17 protein-coding genes and 1 tRNA gene are annotated in these 19,654 nt (G+C 71.2%); 11 read left to right on the forward strand and 7 right to left on the reverse strand.

What is annotated here, in order from left to right; translation table 11 throughout:
- Complete coding sequence (locus ACFQS7_RS22055; protein WP_380069295.1) at positions 1-639, reverse strand: superoxide dismutase; 639 nt, start codon at positions 637-639, stop codon at positions 1-3.
- Positions 640-791: 152 nt separating this feature from the next.
- On the opposite strand from ACFQS7_RS22055, the gene ACFQS7_RS22060 reads away from it, so the two are divergent.
- Positions 792-1,622: a squalene/phytoene synthase family protein gene (locus tag ACFQS7_RS22060; protein WP_380069296.1), complete on the forward strand. Its 831-nt coding sequence runs from the start codon at positions 792-794 to the stop codon at positions 1,620-1,622.
- 6 nt (positions 1,623-1,628) lie between these two features.
- Here ACFQS7_RS22060 and uvrA read toward each other — a convergent pair whose 3' ends face one another.
- Positions 1,629-4,526: an excinuclease ABC subunit UvrA gene (uvrA, locus tag ACFQS7_RS22065; RefSeq protein WP_380069297.1), complete on the reverse strand. Its 2,898-nt coding sequence runs from the start codon at positions 4,524-4,526 to the stop codon at positions 1,629-1,631.
- A 172-nt stretch (positions 4,527-4,698) separates the two neighbouring features.
- Between uvrA and ssb the strand changes: the two genes are divergently transcribed.
- The 7 genes from ssb (at position 4,699) to ACFQS7_RS22100 (ending at position 10,808) form a co-directional block, all read left to right on the forward strand.
- A complete protein-coding gene (gene ssb, locus ACFQS7_RS22070) occupies positions 4,699-5,223 on the forward strand; it encodes a single-stranded DNA-binding protein (RefSeq protein WP_380069298.1) in 525 nt (174 codons plus the stop codon).
- Between the two features lie 247 nt (positions 5,224-5,470).
- A complete protein-coding gene (gene gyrA, locus ACFQS7_RS22075; RefSeq protein ID WP_380069389.1) occupies positions 5,471-8,257 on the forward strand; it encodes a DNA gyrase subunit A in 2,787 nt (928 codons plus the stop codon).
- The gene (gene coaD / locus ACFQS7_RS22080; protein WP_380069299.1) at positions 8,250-8,762 is read left to right on the forward strand and encodes a pantetheine-phosphate adenylyltransferase; all 513 of its coding nucleotides are present in this window, start codon (positions 8,250-8,252) and stop codon (positions 8,760-8,762) included. The genes gyrA and coaD overlap by 8 nt, the downstream gene beginning before the upstream one ends.
- 41 nt (positions 8,763-8,803) lie before the next feature.
- Entirely contained in the window at positions 8,804-9,346 is a 543-nt protein-coding gene (locus ACFQS7_RS22085; protein ID WP_380069300.1) for a peptidylprolyl isomerase, read from the forward strand.
- Between the two features lie 28 nt (positions 9,347-9,374).
- Entirely contained in the window at positions 9,375-9,860 is a 486-nt protein-coding gene (locus ACFQS7_RS22090; protein WP_380069301.1) for a peptidylprolyl isomerase, read from the forward strand.
- A gap of 115 nt (positions 9,861-9,975) precedes the next feature.
- Positions 9,976-10,686, forward strand: a complete 711-nt coding sequence (locus ACFQS7_RS22095; protein ID WP_380069302.1) for a peptidylprolyl isomerase — start codon at positions 9,976-9,978, stop codon at positions 10,684-10,686.
- Positions 10,687-10,732: 46 nt separating this feature from the next.
- A tRNA-Lys gene (locus ACFQS7_RS22100) sits at positions 10,733-10,808 on the forward strand.
- Positions 10,809-10,823: 15 nt separating this feature from the next.
- Here ACFQS7_RS22100 and ACFQS7_RS22105 read toward each other — a convergent pair.
- A complete protein-coding gene (locus ACFQS7_RS22105) occupies positions 10,824-13,004 on the reverse strand; it encodes a VIT domain-containing protein (protein WP_380069303.1) in 2,181 nt (726 codons plus the stop codon).
- Positions 12,970-13,365, reverse strand: coding sequence for a helix-turn-helix domain-containing protein (locus ACFQS7_RS22110; protein WP_380069304.1), 396 nt, complete (start codon positions 13,363-13,365; stop codon positions 12,970-12,972). The genes ACFQS7_RS22105 and ACFQS7_RS22110 overlap by 35 nt, the downstream gene beginning before the upstream one ends.
- A gap of 161 nt (positions 13,366-13,526) precedes the next feature.
- On the opposite strand from ACFQS7_RS22110, the gene ACFQS7_RS22115 reads away from it, so the two are divergent.
- Together ACFQS7_RS22115 and ACFQS7_RS22120 are read left to right on the forward strand one after the other, a co-directional pair.
- Positions 13,527-14,207, forward strand: coding sequence for an NIPSNAP family protein (locus ACFQS7_RS22115; RefSeq protein WP_380069305.1), 681 nt, complete (start codon positions 13,527-13,529; stop codon positions 14,205-14,207).
- Between the two features lie 4 nt (positions 14,208-14,211).
- Complete coding sequence (locus ACFQS7_RS22120) at positions 14,212-15,231, forward strand: amino acid ABC transporter substrate-binding protein (protein ID WP_380069306.1); 1,020 nt, start codon at positions 14,212-14,214, stop codon at positions 15,229-15,231.
- A 15-nt stretch (positions 15,232-15,246) separates the two neighbouring features.
- On the opposite strand, the gene ACFQS7_RS22125 is transcribed toward ACFQS7_RS22120, so the two are convergent.
- Both ACFQS7_RS22125 and ACFQS7_RS22130 read right to left on the reverse strand, forming a co-directional pair.
- A complete protein-coding gene (locus ACFQS7_RS22125) occupies positions 15,247-15,969 on the reverse strand; it encodes a lytic transglycosylase domain-containing protein (protein WP_380069307.1) in 723 nt (240 codons plus the stop codon).
- A 68-nt stretch (positions 15,970-16,037) separates the two neighbouring features.
- The gene (locus tag ACFQS7_RS22130) at positions 16,038-16,817 is read right to left on the reverse strand and encodes a response regulator transcription factor (protein WP_380069308.1); all 780 of its coding nucleotides are present in this window, start codon (positions 16,815-16,817) and stop codon (positions 16,038-16,040) included.
- A 233-nt stretch (positions 16,818-17,050) separates the two neighbouring features.
- Here ACFQS7_RS22130 and msrP point away from each other — a divergent pair, with 233 nt between their 5' ends.
- Positions 17,051-17,998, forward strand: a complete 948-nt coding sequence (gene msrP / locus ACFQS7_RS22135; protein WP_380069309.1) for a protein-methionine-sulfoxide reductase catalytic subunit MsrP — start codon at positions 17,051-17,053, stop codon at positions 17,996-17,998.
- Between the two features lie 154 nt (positions 17,999-18,152).
- Here msrP and gltX read toward each other — a convergent pair whose 3' ends face one another.
- Positions 18,153-19,547 (reverse strand): glutamate--tRNA ligase, encoded by a 1,395-nt coding sequence (gene gltX / locus ACFQS7_RS22140; protein ID WP_380069310.1) that lies wholly within the window; start codon positions 19,545-19,547, stop codon positions 18,153-18,155.
- Positions 19,548-19,654: the final 107 nt, after the last annotated feature.

The raw sequence follows: 19,654 nt of genomic DNA on the forward strand, positions 1-19,654 counted from the left end.
CTACGCCGCCTGGCCGGACTTCAGGCCGCCCTGCTGCATCAGGCCTTCGACCACTTCCCAATCGACCAGCTTGTTCAGGAAGTTGTCGAGGTAGTTCGGCCGGACGTTGCGGAAGTCCAGGTAGTAGGCGTGTTCCCAGACATCGACGCCGAGGATCGGCGTGCCCTCGCCGGTGGCGACCGGGTTGGAGCCGTTCGGGGTCTTGGTCACCTTCAGCTTGCCGTCGGCGCCGATGACCAGCCAGGCCCAGCCGGAGCCGAACTGCGTCACGCCCGCCTGCTTGAAGGCCTCCTTGAACGGCGCCAGGCCGCCGAGGTCCTGGTCGATCTTGGCCGCCAGCTTGGCCGGCAGCTTGTCGCCGCCGCCCTTGGGCGACATCACCTGCCAGAACAGGATGTGGTTCCAGTGCTGCCCGGCCTGGTTCAGCACCGGCAGGCCGTCGGTGCCGGCCTTGCCGGCCTCGGCGACGATCGTCTCCAGGCTCTTGCCGGCGAGGCCCTTGCTCTCGACTAGGCCGTTGAGCGCGGTGACATAGGCGTTGTGGTGCTTGCCGTGGTGGAGCTCGAGCGTCTCCTGGCACATGCCCTGACCGGCGAGCGCATTGGTGGAATAGGGGAGCGGCGGCAGGCTGAAGGCCATGGGGGTGTCTCCTCGTGGTTCTGGGGAAGCTGCCCCGGGGAACGCGACTGAGCAACGCGCATGCAGCAGGGGTGTTGCGCGGTCCGGGGGCCGACGAAACAGCTAGGCGGGGTGCCGTGGCGCGTCAAGCAAGGGGCGGGCATAAGGCGGCCATGGTTGCCGCTTCCGAGCTCTCCGCCGTCGCCGCCTTCGCCCGGCGGCACGACCCCGACCGCTTCCTCTGCGCGCTGTTCGCCCCGGCGGAGCGGCGCGAGGCGCTGTTCGCGCTGATCGCCTACAACCACGAACTGGCCCGGGCGCGGGAGGCGGCGAAGACGCCGCTGATCGCGCTGATGCGTCTGCAATGGTGGCGCGAGGCGGTGGAACACGCCGCCGAGGGCAGGCCGCCCCGGCGGCACGAGGTGGCCGCGCCGCTGCATGCGGCGATCACCGCCGGCATGCTCGATGCCGCCGACCTGCTGGCCCTGGCCGATGCGCGGGAGGCCGAGGCTGAGGAGGCGGGCATGCCGACGCGGGAGGCCTTCGCGGCCTATCTGCGCGGCACGGCGGGCGGCTTCGCGGTGGCGGCCGGGCGGCTGCTGGGGGCGCCGCCGGCGCTGCTGCCGGCGCTGCAGCAGGCGGGCGCGGCCTATGGGCTGGCCGGCGTGCTGCGCAGCGTGGCGGCGCTCGCCGGGCAGGGGCGCTGCCTGCTGCCGCAGGATGTGCTGGCGGAGGCCGGGCTGACGGCGGAGACGGTGGTGCAGGCGCCGGACTCGGCACGGCCGGTGGTCGTGGCACTGGCTTCGGCCGCTGAGACGCCGCTGGCGCAGGGCCGTGCCGCGCTGCGGCCACTCGGGCGCCAGGCCATCGCCGCCGCGCTGCCAGCGGTGCTGGCGCGGCGGGACCTGCGGCGGCTGGCGCGGGGCGCCGCTGCCGCCGCGGGGCCGCGCAGTCTCGGCGACCGCCTGGCCGTGATGCTCGCGGGCATCACCGGGCGGGTGTGACCGGGCTCAGGCCCGCTTGCGCTTCTTCGCCGGCGCCGCCTGGCTGGCCAGCAACGGCGCGAGGAACCGCCCGGTATGGCTGCCGTCGGTCGCCGCCACCTCCTCCGGCGTCCCGGCGGCGACGATGCGGCCGCCGCCATCGCCGCCTTCCGGCCCGAGGTCGAGGATCCAGTCGGCGGTCTTGATGACCTCCAGGTTGTGCTCGATCACCACCACGGTGTTGCCGGTGTCCACCAGTTGGTGCAGCACCTCCAGCAGCTTGCGGACATCCTCGAAATGCAGCCCGGTGGTGGGTTCGTCGAGGATATAGAGAGTGCGGCCGGTAGCGCGGCGCGACAGCTCCTTGGACAGCTTGATGCGCTGCGCCTCGCCGCCCGACAGCGTCGTCGCCTGCTGGCCGAGATGGATGTAGCCGAGCCCGACCTCGCGCAGCACCCGCAGCTTCTCGGCGATGGCGGGGACGGCGGAGAAGAACTCGATGCCTTCCTCCACCGTCATCTCCAGCACGTCGGCGATCGACCTGTTGCGGAACTTCACCTCCAGCGTCTCGCGGTTGTAGCGCTTGCCCTTGCAGGCGTCGCAGGTGACGTAGACGTCGGGCAGGAAGTGCATCTCGATCTTGATGAGGCCGTCGCCCTGGCAGGCCTCGCAGCGGCCACCCTTGACGTTGAAGGAGAAGCGCCCCGGCTTGTAGCCGCGCGCGCGGCTCTCCGGCAGCTCGCTGAACCAGTCGCGGATGGGGGCGAACAGGCCGGTATAGGTCGCCGGGTTGGAGCGCGGGGTGCGGCCGATCGGCGACTGGTCGATGTCGATGATCTTGTCGAGCTGGTCGAGGCCCTCGATCTTGTCATGCGCCGAGGGCACGGTGCCGGCGCCCATCAGCCGGCGCGCCGCGGCCTTGTACAGCGTCTCGATCACCAGGGTGGACTTGCCGCCGCCGGAGACGCCGGTGACGCAGGTGAAGGTGCCGAGCGGGAACTCGGCCGAGACGTCCTTCAGGTTGTTGCCGCGGGCGCCGACGACCTTCACCGCGCGCTTCCTGTCCACCTTGCGGCGCGTGACCGGCACCTCGATCCGGCGGCGGCCCGAGAGGTAGTCGCCGGTCAGGCTGGCCGGGTTGGCGGCGACCTCGGCCGGCGTGCCCTGCGCGATGACGCGGCCGCCGCCGGCACCGGCGGCCGGGCCGATATCCACCAGGTGGTCGGCGGCGCGGATGGCGTCCTCGTCGTGCTCGACCACCAGCACGGTGTTGCCGATGTCGCGCAGCCGCCGCAGCGTCGCCAGCAGGCGCTCGTTGTCGCGCTGGTGCAGGCCGATGGAGGGCTCGTCGAGCACATACAGCACGCCGGTCAGCCCGCTGCCGATCTGGGACGCCAGCCGGATACGTTGCGACTCGCCGCCCGACAGCGTGGCCGACGACCGGCCGAGCGAGAGGTAGTCCAGCCCGACATCGACCAGGAATTGCAGCCTTTCCTCGATCTCCCGCAGGATACGGCGGGCGATCTCCTGCCGCTGCGGCGTCAGCGTCGCCATGACGCCGGCGAACCAGTCGCGCGACTTGCGGATCGACAGCTCGGATGCCTCGCCGATATGGCAGCCGGCGACCTTCACCGCGAGGGATTCAGGCTTCAGGCGGAAGCCGCCGCAGGCCTCGCAGGGCTTCTCCGCCTGGTAGCGCGCCAGGTCCTCGCGGACCCAGGGGTTGTCGGTCTCGCGGTGGCGGCGCTCGAGGTTGGGCAGCACGCCCTCGAAGGGCTTCTTCACGTCGTAGGCGCGCAGGCCGTCCTTGTAGCGCAGCACCACGACCTCCTCGCCGCTGCCGTGCAGGATGGCGGTGCGGACCTTGGCGGGCAGGTCGCCCCAGGGGGCGCTGGTCTGCACCTTGTAGTGCCGCGCCAGGCTTTCCAGGGTCTGGTCGTAGTAGGGCGACTGCGCGCCGGACCAGGGGGCGACGGCGCCCTCCGCCAGGCTGCGCAGCTCGTCCGGCACGACCAGCTGCGGGTCGAAGAAGCTCTGCGTGCCGAGCCCGTCGCAGGTCGGGCAGGCGCCCTGCGGGCTGTTGAAGGAGAACAGCCGCGGCTCGATCTCCTCGATGGTGAAGCCGGATTCGGGGCAGGCGAATTTGGCGCTGAAGACGGTGCGCGCGCCGCTCTCGGCATTCTCGGCATAGGCGATACCGTCGGACAGCGCCAAGGCGGTCTCGAAGCTGTCGGCCAGGCGCGGGGCGATGCCGTCGCGCACCACGATGCGGTCCACCACGATCTCGATGTCGTGCTTCAGCGTCTTCTTCAGCGCCGGGACGTCGGCGATCTGCTGCAGCGTGCCGTCCACCTTCACCCGCTCGAACCCGCGGCGCTGCCACTCGGCCAGCTCCTTGCGGAATTCGCCCTTCTTGCCGCGCACCACCGGGGCGAGCAGCAGCAGCCTCGTGCCTTCCTCCATCGCCATGACCCGGTCGACCATCTGGGAGACGGTCTGCGCCTCGATCGGCAGGCCGGTGGCGGGCGAGTAGGGCACGCCGACCCGGGCCCAGAGCAGCCGCATGTAGTCGTGGATCTCGGTCACCGTGCCGACGGTGGAGCGTGGGTTGTGGCTGGTGGTCTTCTGCTCAATCGAGATCGCCGGGCTCAGCCCCTCGATGCTGTCGACGTCGGGCTTCTGCATCAATTGCAGGAACTGCCGGGCATAGGCCGACAGCGACTCGACGTAGCGGCGCTGGCCCTCGGCATAGATGGTATCGAAGGCCAGCGACGACTTGCCCGAGCCCGAAAGGCCGGTGATGACGGTCAGCGTGCCGCGCGGCAGGTCGAGGTCGATGTTCTTCAGGTTGTGGGTGCGGGCGCCCCGAATGCGGATCTGGCCGGCGGCCAGGGGGTGGGCCACGGGGTTGGGCGGGCTGGCCATCGGGTCGCTCCACGGGGCCGGGGCCGGCCCACGTTCACATTGTGTTCTTGGGGGAATGCCACCATATTGCGGTGGCGGGAAGGGGCCTCGGCAGGTCCCAGGCATGCACCGGACTCGCCGCGGGCGGGTGCAGGCGGTATGCTAGGCGCTCGATTCCAGGGGTTTTGGCGGCATGGCCGGCGTTAACAAGGTGATCCTGGTGGGCAATCTGGGGCGTGACCCCGAAGCCCGCAACATGCAGTCCGGCGGCAAGGTGGTGTCTTTCTCCATCGCCACCTCGGAGACCTGGAACGACAAGGCCTCCGGTGAGCGCAAGGAGAAGACCCAGTGGCACCGCATCGCCATCTTCAATGAGAAACTCGGCGAGATCGCCGAGAAGTACCTGAAGAAGGGCAGCAAGGTGTATCTGGAAGGGCAGATCGAGACCCGGAAATACACCGACAAGGACGGCCAGGAGCGCGAGACCACGGAGATCGTGCTCGGCCGCTTCAAGGGTGAGTTGACCCTGCTCGACAGCCGCGGCGGCGGCGAGGAAGGCGGCGGTGGGGGTGGCTATGGCGGCGGCCGGTCCTCCGGCAGCGGCTATGGCGGCGGTGAGCGTTCGGGCGGCGGCGGCCGGAGCAGCGGCGGTGGCGGCGGCGGCTGGGACAGCAAGCCGAAGGGCGGCGCCGACCTGGACGACGACATTCCGTTCTGAGCCGCCGGGGTGGCCCCGGCGCCGCAAAAATACTAGACTGGGAACCTTGGGGAATGTCCCGGCTGCCTGACCGGCGGCCGGGTGCTGCCGGCAACCGCAGCCCCATGACGATGCAGCACCCCCGGCGCCCTGCGGCAGGCCGGCCCGGCGCCGGACGACGAGGAAGAACACCAGCGTGAGCGAGACCGAGAACGGCAGCGGCGGCATCCGCCCGGAAGACGCCGTGCCCGTGACCCTCGAGGAGGAGATGCGCCGCTCCTACCTCGACTACGCGATGAGCGTGATCGTCGCGCGCGCCCTGCCGGATGCGCGGGACGGCCTGAAGCCGGTGCATCGCCGCATCCTGCATGCGATGCAGGAAAGCGGCTACACCGCCGACAAGCCGCACCGGAAATCGGCCCGTGTCGTCGGCGACGTCATGGGCAAGTACCACCCGCATGGCGACGCGGCGATCTACGACGCCATGGTCCGCATGGCGCAGTCCTTCTCGCTGCGCGTCCCGCTGATCGACGGCCAGGGCAATTTCGGCAGCATGGACGGCGATCCGCCGGCCCAGATGCGGTATACCGAAGTCCGCCTGGCCCGCTCCGCCTCCGCGCTGATCGAGGGAATCGACGAGGACACCGTCGACTTCCAGCCGAACTACGACGAGTCGGAGCGCGAGCCGCGGGTCCTGCCCGCCTCCTTCCCGAACCTGCTGGTCAACGGCGCGCAGGGCATCGCCGTCGGCATGGCGACCAATATCCCGACCCACAACCCGGGCGAGGTGATCGACGCCACCCTCGCGCTGATCGCCGAGCCGGACACGGCGCTTGCCGACCTGATGAAGATCATCCCCGGGCCTGACTTCCCGACCGGCGGCCTGATCCTCGGCCGCGCCGGCATCCGCTCGGCCTTCGAGACCGGGCGTGGGTCGATCCCGCTGCGGGCGAAGTGCGAGATCGAGGAGATGCGCGGCGGCCGCCAGGCCATCGTCGCCACCGAGATCCCCTTCCAGGTCAACAAGTCGACCCTGATCGAGAAGATCGCCGAGCTGGTCCGCGCCAAGGCGGTCGAGGGCATCTCCGACCTGCGCGACGAGAGCGACCGCGACGGCATGCGGATCGTCATCGAGCTGAAGCGCGACGCGACGGCCGAGGTGGTGCTGAACCAGCTCTACCGCATGACGCAGCTGCAGACCTCGTTCCCCGTCAACTTCCTCGCGCTCGACAACGGCAAGCCCCGGCAGATGGGGCTGATCGACGCGCTGCGCTGCTTCATCGCCTTCCGCGAGGAGGTGATCCTGCGGCGGTCGCGCTTCCGCCTGGCCAAGGCGCGCGAACGCGGCCACCTGCTGATCGGCCTGGCCATCGCGGTGGCCAATATCGACGAGGTCATTCGCCTGATCCGCGCCAGCGCCGACCCGGCCGAGGCGCGCGCTAGCCTGATGGCGCGCGAATGGCCGGCCGGCGATGTCGGCACGCTGCTGGCGCTGATCGAGGATGCCGGCAACGTCGTCACGCCGGAAGGCACGGTGCGGCTGACCGAGGCGCAGGCGCGCGGCATCCTCGCGCTGACCCTGAACCGACTCACGGGCCTTGAGCGCAACAAGATCACCGCCGAGCTCGAGGAGATCGGCGGCCGCATCCGCGAATTGCTCGACATCCTCGGCAGCCATCCGCGGCGGATGGAGGTGATGACCGAGGAGTTGCGCGCCGTCCGCGCCCAGATCGCCTCGCCGCGCATGACGCAGATCGTCGACGGCATCGCCGACGTGGACGACGAGAGCCTGATCGAGCCGGGCAACATGATCGTCACGCTGACGCGGGACGGCTATGTGAAGCGCACCTCGCTCGACACCTTCCGGGCGCAGCATCGCGGTGGCCGCGGCCGCTCGGCGGCCGCCACCCGGCAGGACGACGTGGTGATGCGCAGCTTCATCGCGCATACCCATCAATGGGTGCTGTTCTTCACCAGCCGCGGCATGGCCTTCCGCGAGAAGGTCTGGCAGCTGCCGGAAGGCGGCGCCCAGGGCAAGGGGCGGTCGCTGCGCCAGGTGCTGGCCTTGCAGGAAGGCGAGCAGATCACCGCCGTGCTGCCGCTGCCGCATGACGAGAGCCTGTGGGAAGGCCTGCATCTGGTCTTCGCCACCGCCTCGGGCGGGGTCCGGCGCAACAAGCTGTCCGATTTCAGGAATGTCCGCGCGGCCGGGCTGATCGCGATGAAGCTCGACGACGGGGACGCGCTGATCGGCGTCTCGACCTGTCGCGAAGGCGACGACGTGCTGCTGGCGACCCGGAAGGGCCGCGCCATCCGCTTCCAGGCGACCGACGACGTGCTGCGGGTCTTCGCCGGGCGCGACAGCACCGGCGTGCGCGGCATCCGGCTGGGCAAGGAAGACGAGGTGATCGCCCTCAGCGTGCTCCGCCATGTCGAGGCGACGCCGGCCGAGCGCGAGGCGGCGATCCGCAACGCCGCCCAGCGCCGCCGCGGCGAGAACGGCAACGGGGCGGAGAACGGCAACGGCGCCGAGGAGGCCGAGGCCGCGCCCGCCGAGGAGGCCGAGGACGGCGCCGAGGAAGCCGCTGGCGACGAGGTCACCCTCTCGCTCGACCGTGCGCGCGAACTGGAGGAGGCGGAGGAGATCATCCTCGCCATCACCGATGGCGGCTTCGGCAAGCGCAGCCTGGCCTACGACTACCGCATCACCGGGCGGGGCGGGCAGGGGCTGGAAGCCATGCTGTTCAGCCGCCGCACGGGGAAGGAGGTCGTGGCCACCTTCCCGGTCCGCCAGGGCGACGACGTCATGCTGGTCACCGATACCGGCCGGCTGATCCGCCTGCCGGCCGACCAGGTCCGCTTGACGCGCCGCCGCAGCCTGGGCGTGATGCTCCTCCGATTGAATGAGGGGGAACGCGTGAATTCTTGCTTCCCGGTCGTCGACGACCAGGGCGATGCGGCGACCGAGGTCGGCACCGAATCCGGCCTGGCGCAGACTGGTGCCCTGGCGGTGACCGAGCCGCCCGCTGAACCCGGGGCATCGTCCGATGCGTGAGCGGGTCGGCCTCTATCCCGGCACCTTCGATCCGGTCACCAACGGCCATCTGGACGTGATCGGCCGCGCTGCCCGCATCCTCGACAAGCTCGTGGTCGGCGTCGCGATCAACATCGGCAAGAGCCCGCTCTTTCCGCTCGAGGAGCGGGTCGAGCTGGTCCGCGCCGAGACCGACGTGATCGCGCAGCGCACCGGCACGGTCATCGAGGTGCGGCCCTTCGAAGGGCTGCTGGTCGGCTTCGCGCAGGAGTTGGGCGCCAGCATGATCATCCGCGGCCTGCGCGCGGTGACGGATTTCGACTACGAATTCCAGATGGCCGGGATGAACCGCCGGCTGGACCACGACATCGAAGCGGTCTTCCTGATGGCAAGCGAGACGAACCAGTTCATCTCCTCGCGCTTTGTGAAGGAGATCGCGCGGCTTGGGGGGGATGTCTCCTCCTTCGTGCCGAAACTGACCCTGGAACGGACGCTGGCCCGCGTGCGCCAGCCGGCGGAAGGCTGACCAGGCCCGCCATCCGGCGCCGCCCAAACCGGAGATTTCCCATGCTGCGACGACATCTCGCCGGCCTTGCCCTGCTTGGCGCCCCGGCCCTCATCCGTCCCGTCCGGGCGCAGGCCAAGGAGCGGCTGATCCTGACCCTGAAGGACGGCGACGTCACCATCGAGCTGCTGCCCGAGGTCGCGCCGAAGCATGTCGAGCGCATCAAGCTGCTCGTCGGCCGCGGCTTCTACAACGGCACCCCCTTCCACCGGGTGATCGAGGGCTTCATGGCCCAGGGCGGCGACCCGACCGGGACCGGGACCGGCGGCGCCCGCGACCTGCCCGACATCCCCGCCGAATTCACCAACAAGTACCGCTTCATCCGCGGCATCTGCGGCATGGCGCGCAGCCAGAACCCGAACAGCGCGAACAGCCAGTTCTTCATCATGTTCGCGCCGGCGCCGAGCCTCGACGGCCAGTACACCATCTGGGGCCGGGTGATCGGCGGCATGGATGCCGTCGACAAGATCAAGCGCGGCGCCCCCGGCAGCGGCACGGTGACCAACCCGGACAAGCTGATCCGCGCCACGATCACCAGCGCCTGACCCCCCAATCCAAGCAGGACCCATTCGCATGACCGACGCCGCAACCCCCGCGCCCGGCAACACGCTGATCCTCGAGCTGAAGGACGGCCCCGTCACCATCGAGCTGCTGCCCGATGTCGCGCCGAAGCATGTCGAGCGCATCAAGCTGCTCGTCGGCCGCGGCTTCTACGACGGCACCCCCTTCCACCGGGTGATCGAGGGCTTCATGGCCCAGGGCGGCGACCCGACCGGGACCGGCACCGGCGGCGCCCGCGACCTGCCCGACCTGGCCGCCGAGTTCAACAAGACCAGCTTCACCCGCGGCGTCTGCGGCATGGCCCGCAGCCAGAGCCCGAACAGCGCGAGCAGCCAGTTCTTCATCTGCTTCGCCGACGCGACCTTCCTCGACGGCCAGTACACCGTCTGGGGCCGCGTCGTCAGCGGGATGGAGGCGGTCGACAAGATCAAGCGCGGCGCGCCCGGCAGCGGCACGGTGAACGGTCCCGACAAGCTGATCCGCGCCAGCATCGCCTGATCCGCGCGCGCCGGGGCGGCATCCTTGCGCCGCGGCGCGGGGATGCCGCCCCGGCCATTTTATGGGACGAGCAGATCGCGCCGGTAGGGCGCCTGCTCCAGAAGGACGATTGAGCATGAGCGACGAAGCCGGCACCCCCGAGACGATTCCCGGCCAGCCGCCGATCGAAGTGCCCGCGACCGAGGCCGAGGCGCCCGCGACCGGGACGGCCGAAGCCGAGGCGCCGGCCGTTGAGCCCGAGGTCCCAGTGGCCGCGGCTCCGGCCGAGCCCGACCCGAAGCTGGAGAACACGCTGATCCTCGAGCTCAAGGACGGCGCGGTGACGATCGAGCTGATGCCCGAGCTCGCCCCCCGGCATGTCGAGCGGATCAAGACCCTGGCCCGCGCCGGCTTCTACGACAACACCCCCTTCCACCGGGTGATCGAGGGCTTCATGGCCCAGGGCGGCGACCCGACCGGCACCGGCACGGGCGGTGCGCGCGACGCCGGCTATGCCGACCTGCAGGCCGAGTTCACCAACAAGCTGCGCTTCGTGCGGGGGACCTGCGGCATGGCCCGCACCGCCGCGCCGCACAGCGCCAACAGCCAGTTCTTCATCATGTTCGCGCCGGCGCCGAGCCTCGACGGCCAGTACACCATCTGGGGCCGCGTGGTCTCGGGGATGGAGGCGGTGGACAAGATCAAGCGCGGCACCGGCGGCAACGGCATCGTCCAGGGCCCCGACCGGCTGGTGAAGGCCCGCATCGCGGCGGATGCACCCGCGGCCACGCCGCAAGCCCCGCCGGCCGAGGCGGAGGCCGCGGCGGCAGACCCTTCCGCCGGTTGACTTTCCCGCCGCCGCGCGCTTTTCCCCGCGCGCGGCGGCACCGTGTGAGCCGGTAGCTCAGCTGGTAGAGCACGGGACTTTTAATCTCGTGGCCGTGGGTTCGAGTCCCACCCGGCTCACCATCCCCGCGCCCGATCCTATAGATCCGCTGACTGACGCGCCGCCGCCAGCAGCGTCGCATCCGCCCCCGCCAGGAGCTGGCGGGCGAAATGCTCGGCATGGCGGTTGCCGGATGCCTCCGACCCGGCCAGCAGCGCCAGCGCCACGACCAGCGGCGCCTCGCCAAGCGCGGCGGCCAGGGTGGCAACCTCCGGCAGCGCCGCCACCTTGTCCAGCGCGGCGACCACCGCCTGCGGTACCCCGTCCAGCCGGCCCTGCCGCAGTGCCTCCGGGTCGCGCGTCCAGTCCACCCGGCCGCGGCTGAAGGCCAAGGGCCCGGTCGGGGCGCGCCGCAATGCCCGCGGGCTGGCGGGTGTGGCGGCGCGCGGGCCCGGCGCGGAAGGCGCCTCGGCCGCGATCGGCGGCACGTCTTGTGGCAGCGGCGCGCTTGGCGGCATTCCCTCCATCGGCCCTGGCTCGGGGGCGACCTGGCGCAGGAAGGTGGGGATGTCGATGCGGCCGGCCGCCGGCGGTCCGGGCATCGCCATCCGCCGGGCGGCGTGACCACCGAAGCGCTGCCGCAACATGGACCCGAGCATCGACGCAGGGGCCGGCGCATGCATCGCCGGAGCCGCAGCCGGCGCCATCAGCGGCACCTTCCGCTGCGCCGGCAGGCCCGGCTGCACCGCGCCGGCCTCGTCCACCAGCACCAAGCTGGTCAGGTGGCAGCAGAGCCCCTCGGCCTCCGCCAGCGCCGCCGCCACGGTCTCCGGCAGGCGCGGCAAGGCCAGCGCGGCGGCGACCGCGGCGACGGCGCGCGGCAGCAGCGACCCAGCATCCCAGGGGTCGGCCTGCGCCAGGCCATCCGCCGGCGGTTCCAGCCGCGCCGTCATCCGCATCCCGGCCAGCACCGCCCGCAGCTCGGCGGGTCGCACCGCCACCGGCGCCAGCTCCGGCGGCGGCCGGCGCAGCGCGGCGAAGGCGAGCCGCACCGCCTCCTCGGCATCGTCGCCGGCGACCAGCAATTCCCCGCCGGTCAGCGCCGCGAGATGGCCGACCCGCGCCTCCAGGCTCTCGGCGCCGATCAGCACCACGCCGAAGCGCCGCCCGCTGCGGGCCAGCGCCTGCACGTCGAGCGCATGGCTCTGCCCGTCGGTCACCAGCAGGATGTCGCGCTGGCCGAGCCGCAGCACGGCGGCGATTGCCGCGCCGATATCGGTGCCGCCGCGCGGCGGGCCGAGCGCCTCGACGGCGCCGAGGAAGCCCGCGCCGCCGCGGCGCGGCGCGACCGCATTGGCGGTGTCGTCGAATTCCCAGAGCGCGACGCGGTCCTCGGGGCGCAGGCCGGTGGCCGCCGCGCGCAGCCCGGCGACGACCGTCGCGTGCTTGGTGCGCGGCCCGCCATAGCTGCCCATCGAGCCGCTGCGGTCGACCAGCACCACCGCGTTCAGGGCGACGTCGCCGGCCGGTGCCGGGGCGATCCTGAGCGTTACCTGCCGCCCGTCGGCGGCGCGGCCCCGCAGCGGGGCAGGGGCCCAGCCGGCAACCGCGATGTCGATCGGCCGGTCGAGCCGCAGCCGGGCGCGCCCGGCGTCCAGCGCCGGGCCGCCCTCCAGCCGCGCCGTGCCGGTGGCGCAGGCCAGCTCGATCTCCGCCGTGTGGAGCACGCCCGGGTCGGTCAGCAGGTCGTCGCTCGCGGCCAGCGGCGAGCAGCCGTAGATGTCGCCGACCGTCACCGGGATGCGCAGCCGCGCCACGCCGGCCTCGCCGGCGGCCAGCGGCACCGCCCAGTCGGAGGCGACGGTGACCTCCGCCCCGGGCGGCACATGCGCCAGCGACAGCATATGGACGCCGCGCAGCACCTCCTCATGCAGCACGGCGCTGCGGCCGCGATCGACCGCTGCCTCGTACTGGGTGCGCGCCGCCTCCCGCCGCTGCGCCACGCCGCGCAGCAGCCGGCCGTCGATCCGCGCGGCCAGGCCGAACAGCGTCGCATGCACCGGGACCGGGAAGGTGAGGGTGGCCTCGATGGACTGCGATTCGGCGTTGCGGAAGACCCGCTCGGTCCGCACCACCGCCAGGCCGCCGTCCAGCAGCACGCGGATGCGCGTCGCGCTCAGCGGGATCGGCCGGCCGCTGCGGCGGTCGGCCGCGCCGGCCTGCCAGGCGGCCAGCGGGTCGGTTTCATTCGGCGGGGTCGGCAGCGGCGGCGGGTACATCCGGGGTGGTCTCCGTCAGGAGGTCGGCGAGAAGGTCGGTGATCCGGGCGGCGAGCGCCCCGGGGTCGGGTGGCGGGCCAAGGCTGCCGGCCAGCAGCGCGGGGTCGAGGCTGAGCGCCAGCCCGGGGCCAAGCGGGATGCTGACCGGGGCACCGCGGCCCTCCCGCAGCAGGCGGATCGCCGCCGGGCGGAAGCCGAGCGCGCGCAGCCGCTGGAAGGCGCGGATCGCCGCCAGGTGCGGCTCGCCATAGTCGGCAGTGGCGCGGCCGCCGGTGGGCGGCGGCATCAGGCCCTCGGCGATCAGGTAGCGGATCTGGCGGGCGGTCTCGCCGGTCAGGGCGGTCAGGTCATGGATGTTCATCGGCCGCCCCCTTTCGACATCATTTTTGTCGAAAGAGCGACGCCTCCGCAAGGCCTTTCGACACCTTGTCTGTCGAAAGGCGTGCGCGGATTGACCCCCGCGGCGGAACATGCGGCACTCCGGCCGTCTTGCCGCGTCGCGGCGTCCTGGGGAGAAACACCATGTTCATCGAGCAGCGCATCTACACCGCGCATCCCGGCAAGCTGCCGGCCTGGCTGAAGGCCTATTCCGAGATCGGCGGCCCCGCCTCCTCGCGCACCCTGACGCCGCTGATGGGCATGTTCACGGTCGAATTCGGCCAGATCAACCGCGTGCTGTTCATCCGCGGCTTCGACGACATCGACGAGCGCGAGCGTGGCATGGTCCGGCGCGACGCCGATCCGGAATGGCAGCGCTTCCTGTCCGAGACCCGGCCGATCGGCGCGCTGATGGCGCAGGAAGCCAAGCTGCTGAAGACCGTGCCCTTCTCGCCGATCCAGAAGGTCGGCCAGCCCTTCGTCAAGACGATCGAGGGCGACGCCATGTTCGTCGATCACCGGACCTACGACTTCGAGCCGGGCCGGATCAACAGCTGGCTGCAGGCCTACGAGACGCTGGGCAAGCCGGTGCAGGACAAGCATCTCGGGCAACTGCTGTTCTTCGCGGTGACCGAATGCGGGCCGATCAACCAGGCGGTCTTCGCCTGGGCCTATAGCTCGCTCGGCGACCGCGACCGCCGCCGTGCGGCGATGGCGGCCGATCCGGCCTGGGGCGAATTCGCCAAGGCTACCGGCGGGCTCGGCGCGCTGAAGGCGCAGAACACCCTGGTGCTGAAGCCGGTCCCCTGGTCGCCGATCCGCTGAGGGCATGAGCATGGCCCCCCTGCGCTGGCTCGCCGCCGGCCTCCTCGCGCTCGGCATGGGCTCCGCTCAGGCGGGGCAGACGCTCGACACCGTCAAGGCCCGCGGCACGCTGAACTGCGGCGTCAATGTCGGCGTCGCCGGCTTCTCCCTGCCGGACAGCCAGGGCACTTGGCGCGGCATGGATGCCGATCTCTGCCGCGGCCTGGCGGCGGCGCTGTTCGGCGACCCCAACAAGGTCCGCTTCGTGCCGCTGACCGCGGTGCAGCGCTTCACCGCGCTGCAATCCGGCGAGATCGACGTGCTGATCCGCCAGACCACCCTGACCATGACGCGCGACACCACGCTCGGCCTGCGCATGGTCACGGTGAACCTCTACGACGGCCACGGCTTCATGGTCCGCCGGGACGCCAATATCGGCGACCCCAAGGGGATGGACGGCATGACCGTCTGCCTGTCCCCGGGCACGACGAACGAGCTGGTGACGGCCGACTGGTTCCGCACCAACAGCTCGCGCTTCACCCCGCTGCTGCAGGAACGCATGCAGGACAATGCGCAGGCGCTGCAGGCCGGGCGGTGCGACGCGATCGGCACCGATGCGACGCAGCTCGCCGCGCTGCGCAGCCAGTTCACCAAGCCGGGCGACTTCGTCATCCTCCCCCAGCGCTTCAGCAAGGAGCCCTACGGCCCCGTGGTGCGGCGCGACGACCAGGAATGGTTCGACGTGGTCCGCTGGACCGTCTCCGCGCTGATCCAGGCGGAGGAGCTGGGCGTCACCAGCCAGAACGCCGAGCAGATGAAGGCCAGCCCCAATCCTGACATCCGCCGGCTGCTCGGCGTCGATCCGGTGCTGGGCCAGGCGCTGAAGCTCGACCCGGCCTGGGCCGGCAACGCCATCCGCGCCATCGGCAATTACGGCGAGCTGTTCGAACGTCACCTCGGCCCGAAGACCACGATCGGGCTGGAGCGGGGGATGAACCGGCTCTGGACCGATGGCGGGCTGATGTATTCCTGGCCGATGCGCTGATACCGGCCGCCCAGGTCAGGATCGTCGCGGCAGCAGGGCCGGCGCCCGGCCGGCGAGCGGAATCGGCGCCGCGCGGTAGGCATCCAGGCCGCGCCCGGCTCCGGATGCCGCCGGCAGCAGCGGCGCCCGCGCCGCCCCGTTGTCCAGCATCGCTCCGCCGCCGGGCACCGCCGCTGCGAAGGCTGTCGGCGGCGGCGCCGGCATGCCCTGCTCCGCCAGCCAGGCGGCGGCGACGCGGGCGCGATAGGCCTCGGCGAAGCCGGGGGTCTGGGAATGGTAGGCCGCCGCGGCCTGCATCCAGTCGCCCCGCGTCGCCTGCAGCTCGGCCAGGAAGCGCGCGCCGTAGCGGGCGTTGGCCAGCGGGTCGAAGGCCTCCTCCAGGGTGGCGAAGGCCTGCGGGTGGTGGCGCAGGTTGATCTGCAGGCAGCCGACATCGATCGACCGCACGCCGGCCGCCTGCAGCGCCCGCACCGCGGCAATGGCTGCCGCCTTGTCCGGGTAGAAACTGCCGCGCCCCTCGGCATTGACCGCCCAGGGCCAGGGGTGGGTGGTCCCGGTCTGCGGGTCGCGCCGGCCGCTTTCCACCCGGCCGATCGCCGCCAGCAGCCGGGGCGGGATGCCGCGGTCCCGCTCCGCCTGGGCGATGGCGGCGCGGCACGACTGGCCGGGTTCGGCAGGCTGCGCCCGGACGGCCCCGGGCAGCAGCAGAAGCAGCAGGCAGCAGGCGATGGCGCGCATGGTCCGGACCCCGGCGCCCGCGGGATGCGGGCGCCGGCCGGGTCAGCGCAACCGGCGTGCCAGCGGCGTCAGGCGGGTACCGCGAGGAAGCGCGGCGCCCGGCGGACCCAACCGCGCGGCGCCGGCTCGGCTTCCGGCTGGCGGGTCAGCCGGGCCGCCTCGATGGCCTGGGTCGAGGGCTCGAACACCACGTAGCCGCGGCCCCAGACGGTGCGGATGATCTCGGCGGCGCCGGCGGCGGCTAGCTTGCGGCGCAGCTTGCAGACGAAGACGTCGACGATCTTCGAATCGGGTGCCTCGGAGTCGGCGTAGAGCCGGGTCATGAAGCGCTCCTTGGTCAGCAGGACGCCCTTGTGGAGCATCAGCGTCTCGAGGAAGTCGAATTCCCGCGCCGTCAGGTTGACCCGGGCGCCATCGACCGTGACCGCATGCTGTTCCTGGTCGAGGATGACGTTGCCGCAGACCAGCTCGGCCGAGGTATAGCCGCGGGCGCGGCGGGCCATGGCCTGCATCCGGGCATGCAGCACCGGCGCACGGAACGGGTGGAAGATCACGTCGTCCGCCCCGGCATGCAGCGCGGCCTCCTCCTCCTCCGGCACCGCGGGGCCGCTGCAGGACAGGATGATGGGCAGGGTCATGCCGCGGCGGCGCAGGTCGCGCAGCGCCGGCAGGGAGTTGCGCAGCGGCTGCCCGACCCGCAGCAGCACGAGGTCATAGGGGCCACTGAGCGCGACCACGGAGGGAAGTTCGGCGATGCTCTCGGTGGGATCGCACAGGACGCCGAACTCGGCCAAAGCAGCTTCGAGGTCGGCCGTGGAGCCGTGATCGGCGGCGATTGCGATGCGCATGTGAACTCCAGTAGCTACAACGTATTGTCAGATCACATAATAGTGGGGCGCACTTAGGATACAATCATAAAGTACACATGTCCTGGACATGATTGCCTTGCGTAACGCATACCGGGCGTCGCAGGGGGCGTAACGGCGCCGGGGGCTGCGGCGAAAACAGCAGGGAGAAGGGCCGCCGCGCTTGACGGCGGCCGTACCCGGTCCCTTCTGGAACGGCGCCACGGAGCTCTGTCATGCTGATCCGAATTCCACGCGGCTGGGAAATCCCCGAGCGCGATGCAACCCCCGAGTCACTGGTGTTCGGTCGTCGTGCGACCCTGAAGGCCGCCGCCGGTCTCGGCGTGGCGGGCATCGCCCCGCTGGCCTGGTCGTCTCCCGCCGTAGCGCAGGGCTTGGCCGCCCCCCGCGATGCGCGTTTCCAGCCCGGCCGGGAGATCACCGCCGAGAAGGATGCCACGACCTACAACAACTATTATGAATTCGGAACGGATAAAGGCATTCACCACGCGGCCCAGAAGCTGCCGCTCAGCCCCTGGACGGTGAAGCTGGACGGGCTGGTCGATACCCCGCGCGAGTTCGCCCTGGAGGACCTGCTGAAGACCATGCCGCTCGAGGAGCGGGTCTACCGGCTGCGCTGCGTCGAGGCCTGGTCCATGGTGGTGCCTTGGACCGGCTTCCCGCTGGCCGCGTTGCTGAAGGCGGTCGGGCCGAAGCCGGAGGCAAGATATGTCCGCTTCGAGACCGCGGCGGTGCCGTCGGCGATGCCTGGCCTGCGGCAGTCCTGGTACCCCTGGCCCTATATCGAGGCCTGCACGGTGGAGGAGGCGGCGAACGACCTGTCCTTCATGGTGGTCGGCGCCTATGGCAAGCCGCTGCCGCCGCAGAACGGTGGGCCCATCCGCATCCACCAGCCCTGGAAATACGGCTTCAAGGCCGGCAAGTCGCTGGTGAAGATCAGCCTGGTGGCGCAGCGGCCGAAGACCTTCTGGGAGTCGATCCAGGCCTCCGAGTACGGCTTCTGGGCCAATGTGAACCCGGAGGTCTCGCATCCGCGCTGGAGTCAGGCGAGCGAACGGGTGCTGGGGTCGGGCGAGCGGATTCCCACACAACTGTTCAACGGCTACGGGGAATTCGTCTCCGGCCTCTATACCGGCCTGCAGAAGGAACGGCTCTGGGCCTGAGGATCGGCCACGAACAAGGTCGGGAAGGGAAGGGCATTCCCTCCCCGAACCCCTCCCTTCCTTTTTCCGAGGCTGGAACCCGCCGCACGGCGAGTGCCGGACCCACGGAAGTGAAGGCAAGGCCAGGGAGGATACTTCCTCCCTGGCCTTGCCTTCACCCGGCCGCCGCCAGGATCCGGTCCATCGCCTCGGTCCGCCCCAGCGCCCAGAGCACCGCATCGATCGGCGGGCTCTGCGTGCTGCCGGTCAGCGCGATGCGCAGCGGCTGCGCCACCTGGCCGAGCTTGACGCCCTTCACTTCGGCATAGTCGCGCAGCCAACTCTCGAGGTCCGCACGCTCCCAGGGCGCGTCGGTCAGGAACTGCGCCAGGTCGGCAAGTCGCTCCTTGGCCTCCGGCGTCAGCAGCGCGGCGGCCTTCGCATCCATCGGCGGTGGGCCCTCGACCGCGGCGAAGGCGGCGGAGCTCGCCAGCTCCTCCAGCGTCTTCGCCCGCTCCTTGAGCACCGGCATCAAGGCCTGGATGCGGTCGGCACCCTCGGTGCCGAAATCCACCTTGTGCTTCGCCAGCCGCCCCAGGACCTCCCGCGTCAGCCGGTCGTCCTCGGCGGCGCGCAGGTAGATGCCGTTCAGATGGGTCAGCTTGACATAGTCCATGCGCGAGGCGGCGCGGCCGACGCCGCCGAGGTCGAACAGCGCGACGGCCCGGTCGCGCGGGATGTGCTCCTCGTCGCCATGGCCCCAGCCGAGCCGCAACAGGTAGTTGCAGACCGCCTCCGGCAGGAAGCCCTGCTCGCGGAATTCCAGCGCGCCGACCGCACCGTGGCGCTTGCTCAGCTTGGCGCCGTCGGCGCCGTGGATCAGCGGGATATGCGCGAATTTCGGCCGCTGCCAGCCCATGGCGTCATAGACCATGCATTGGCGGAAGGTGTTGGTCAGGTGGTCGTCGCCGCGGATGACATGGGTGATCCGCATGTCGTGGTCGTCCACCACCACCGCATGCAGGTAGGTCGGCGTGCCGTCCGACCGCAGGATGATCATGTCGTCCAGCTCGGCATTGGCAACGCGGACCTCGCCCTGCACCAGGTCGGCGACCACCGTCTCGCCGCCCTTCGGCGCCTTGATGCGGATCGCCGGCGCGACCCCCGGCGCGTCCTTCGCGTCGAGCCCGATCCAGCGGCTGCCGTCGTACTTGAACGGGCGCTTGGCGGCCTCCGCCGCCGCCCGCATCGCTGCCAGCTCCTCCGGCGTGTCGTAGGCGAGATAGGCCTGGCCCTTGGCCAGCAGCTCCCGCGCCACCGCGGCGTGGCGCGCCTCGTTCGCCGTCTGGAACACCGGCGGCTCGTCCGGGCTCAGCCCAAGCCAGTCGAGGCTGTCGAGGATCTGCTGCACCGCGTCCTGGGTGCTGCGCTGGCGGTCGGTGTCCTCGATCCGCAGCAGGTACTGGCCGCCGTGGTGGCGGGCGAAGAGGAAATTGAACAGTGCGGTGCGCGCCCCGCCGATATGCAGGTAGCCGGTCGGGGAGGGCGCGAAGCGGGTGCGGACGGACATGGTGCGGTTCCCAGGGCTGCGCCGCGCCGCGGCGCCATGCGGGCAGGCTCAGTAGTCCAGAACAGGGCATTCGGGAAATCGCCACCGACCCGACGCAATATTCGAAT

It is taken from the genome of Dankookia sp. GCM10030260 (assembly GCF_042666655.1).
Taxonomy (GTDB): domain Bacteria; phylum Pseudomonadota; class Alphaproteobacteria; order Acetobacterales; family Acetobacteraceae; genus Paracraurococcus.

What these genes read in the sequence shown, in the direction of transcription:
- ACFQS7_RS22120 (WP_380069306.1), top strand. Translation starts at nt 14,212, where the DNA reads ATGAGCATGGCCCCCCTGCGCTGGCTCGCCGCCGGCCTCCTCGCGCTC.
- ssb (WP_380069298.1), top strand. Translation starts at nt 4,699, where the DNA reads ATGGCCGGCGTTAACAAGGTGATCCTGGTGGGCAATCTGGGGCGTGAC.
- ACFQS7_RS22130 (WP_380069308.1), bottom strand. Translation starts at nt 16,817, where the DNA reads ATGCGCATCGCAATCGCCGCCGATCACGGCTCCACGGCCGACCTCGAA.
- ACFQS7_RS22110 (WP_380069304.1), bottom strand. Translation starts at nt 13,365, where the DNA reads ATGAACATCCATGACCTGACCGCCCTGACCGGCGAGACCGCCCGCCAG.
- uvrA (WP_380069297.1), bottom strand. Translation starts at nt 4,526, where the DNA reads ATGGCCAGCCCGCCCAACCCCGTGGCCCACCCCCTGGCCGCCGGCCAG.
- ACFQS7_RS22085 (WP_380069300.1), top strand. Translation starts at nt 8,804, where the DNA reads ATGCTGCGACGACATCTCGCCGGCCTTGCCCTGCTTGGCGCCCCGGCC.
- gltX (WP_380069310.1), bottom strand. Translation starts at nt 19,547, where the DNA reads ATGTCCGTCCGCACCCGCTTCGCGCCCTCCCCGACCGGCTACCTGCAT.
- ACFQS7_RS22055 (WP_380069295.1), bottom strand. Translation starts at nt 639, where the DNA reads ATGGCCTTCAGCCTGCCGCCGCTCCCCTATTCCACCAATGCGCTCGCC.
- ACFQS7_RS22090 (WP_380069301.1), top strand. Translation starts at nt 9,375, where the DNA reads ATGACCGACGCCGCAACCCCCGCGCCCGGCAACACGCTGATCCTCGAG.
- ACFQS7_RS22095 (WP_380069302.1), top strand. Translation starts at nt 9,976, where the DNA reads ATGAGCGACGAAGCCGGCACCCCCGAGACGATTCCCGGCCAGCCGCCG.
- msrP (WP_380069309.1), top strand. Translation starts at nt 17,051, where the DNA reads ATGCTGATCCGAATTCCACGCGGCTGGGAAATCCCCGAGCGCGATGCA.
- ACFQS7_RS22115 (WP_380069305.1), top strand. Translation starts at nt 13,527, where the DNA reads ATGTTCATCGAGCAGCGCATCTACACCGCGCATCCCGGCAAGCTGCCG.
- coaD (WP_380069299.1), top strand. Translation starts at nt 8,250, where the DNA reads ATGCGTGAGCGGGTCGGCCTCTATCCCGGCACCTTCGATCCGGTCACC.
- gyrA (WP_380069389.1), top strand. Translation starts at nt 5,471, where the DNA reads ATGCGCCGCTCCTACCTCGACTACGCGATGAGCGTGATCGTCGCGCGC.
- ACFQS7_RS22125 (WP_380069307.1), bottom strand. Translation starts at nt 15,969, where the DNA reads ATGCGCGCCATCGCCTGCTGCCTGCTGCTTCTGCTGCTGCCCGGGGCC.
- ACFQS7_RS22060 (WP_380069296.1), top strand. Translation starts at nt 792, where the DNA reads ATGGTTGCCGCTTCCGAGCTCTCCGCCGTCGCCGCCTTCGCCCGGCGG.
- ACFQS7_RS22105 (WP_380069303.1), bottom strand. Translation starts at nt 13,004, where the DNA reads ATGTACCCGCCGCCGCTGCCGACCCCGCCGAATGAAACCGACCCGCTG.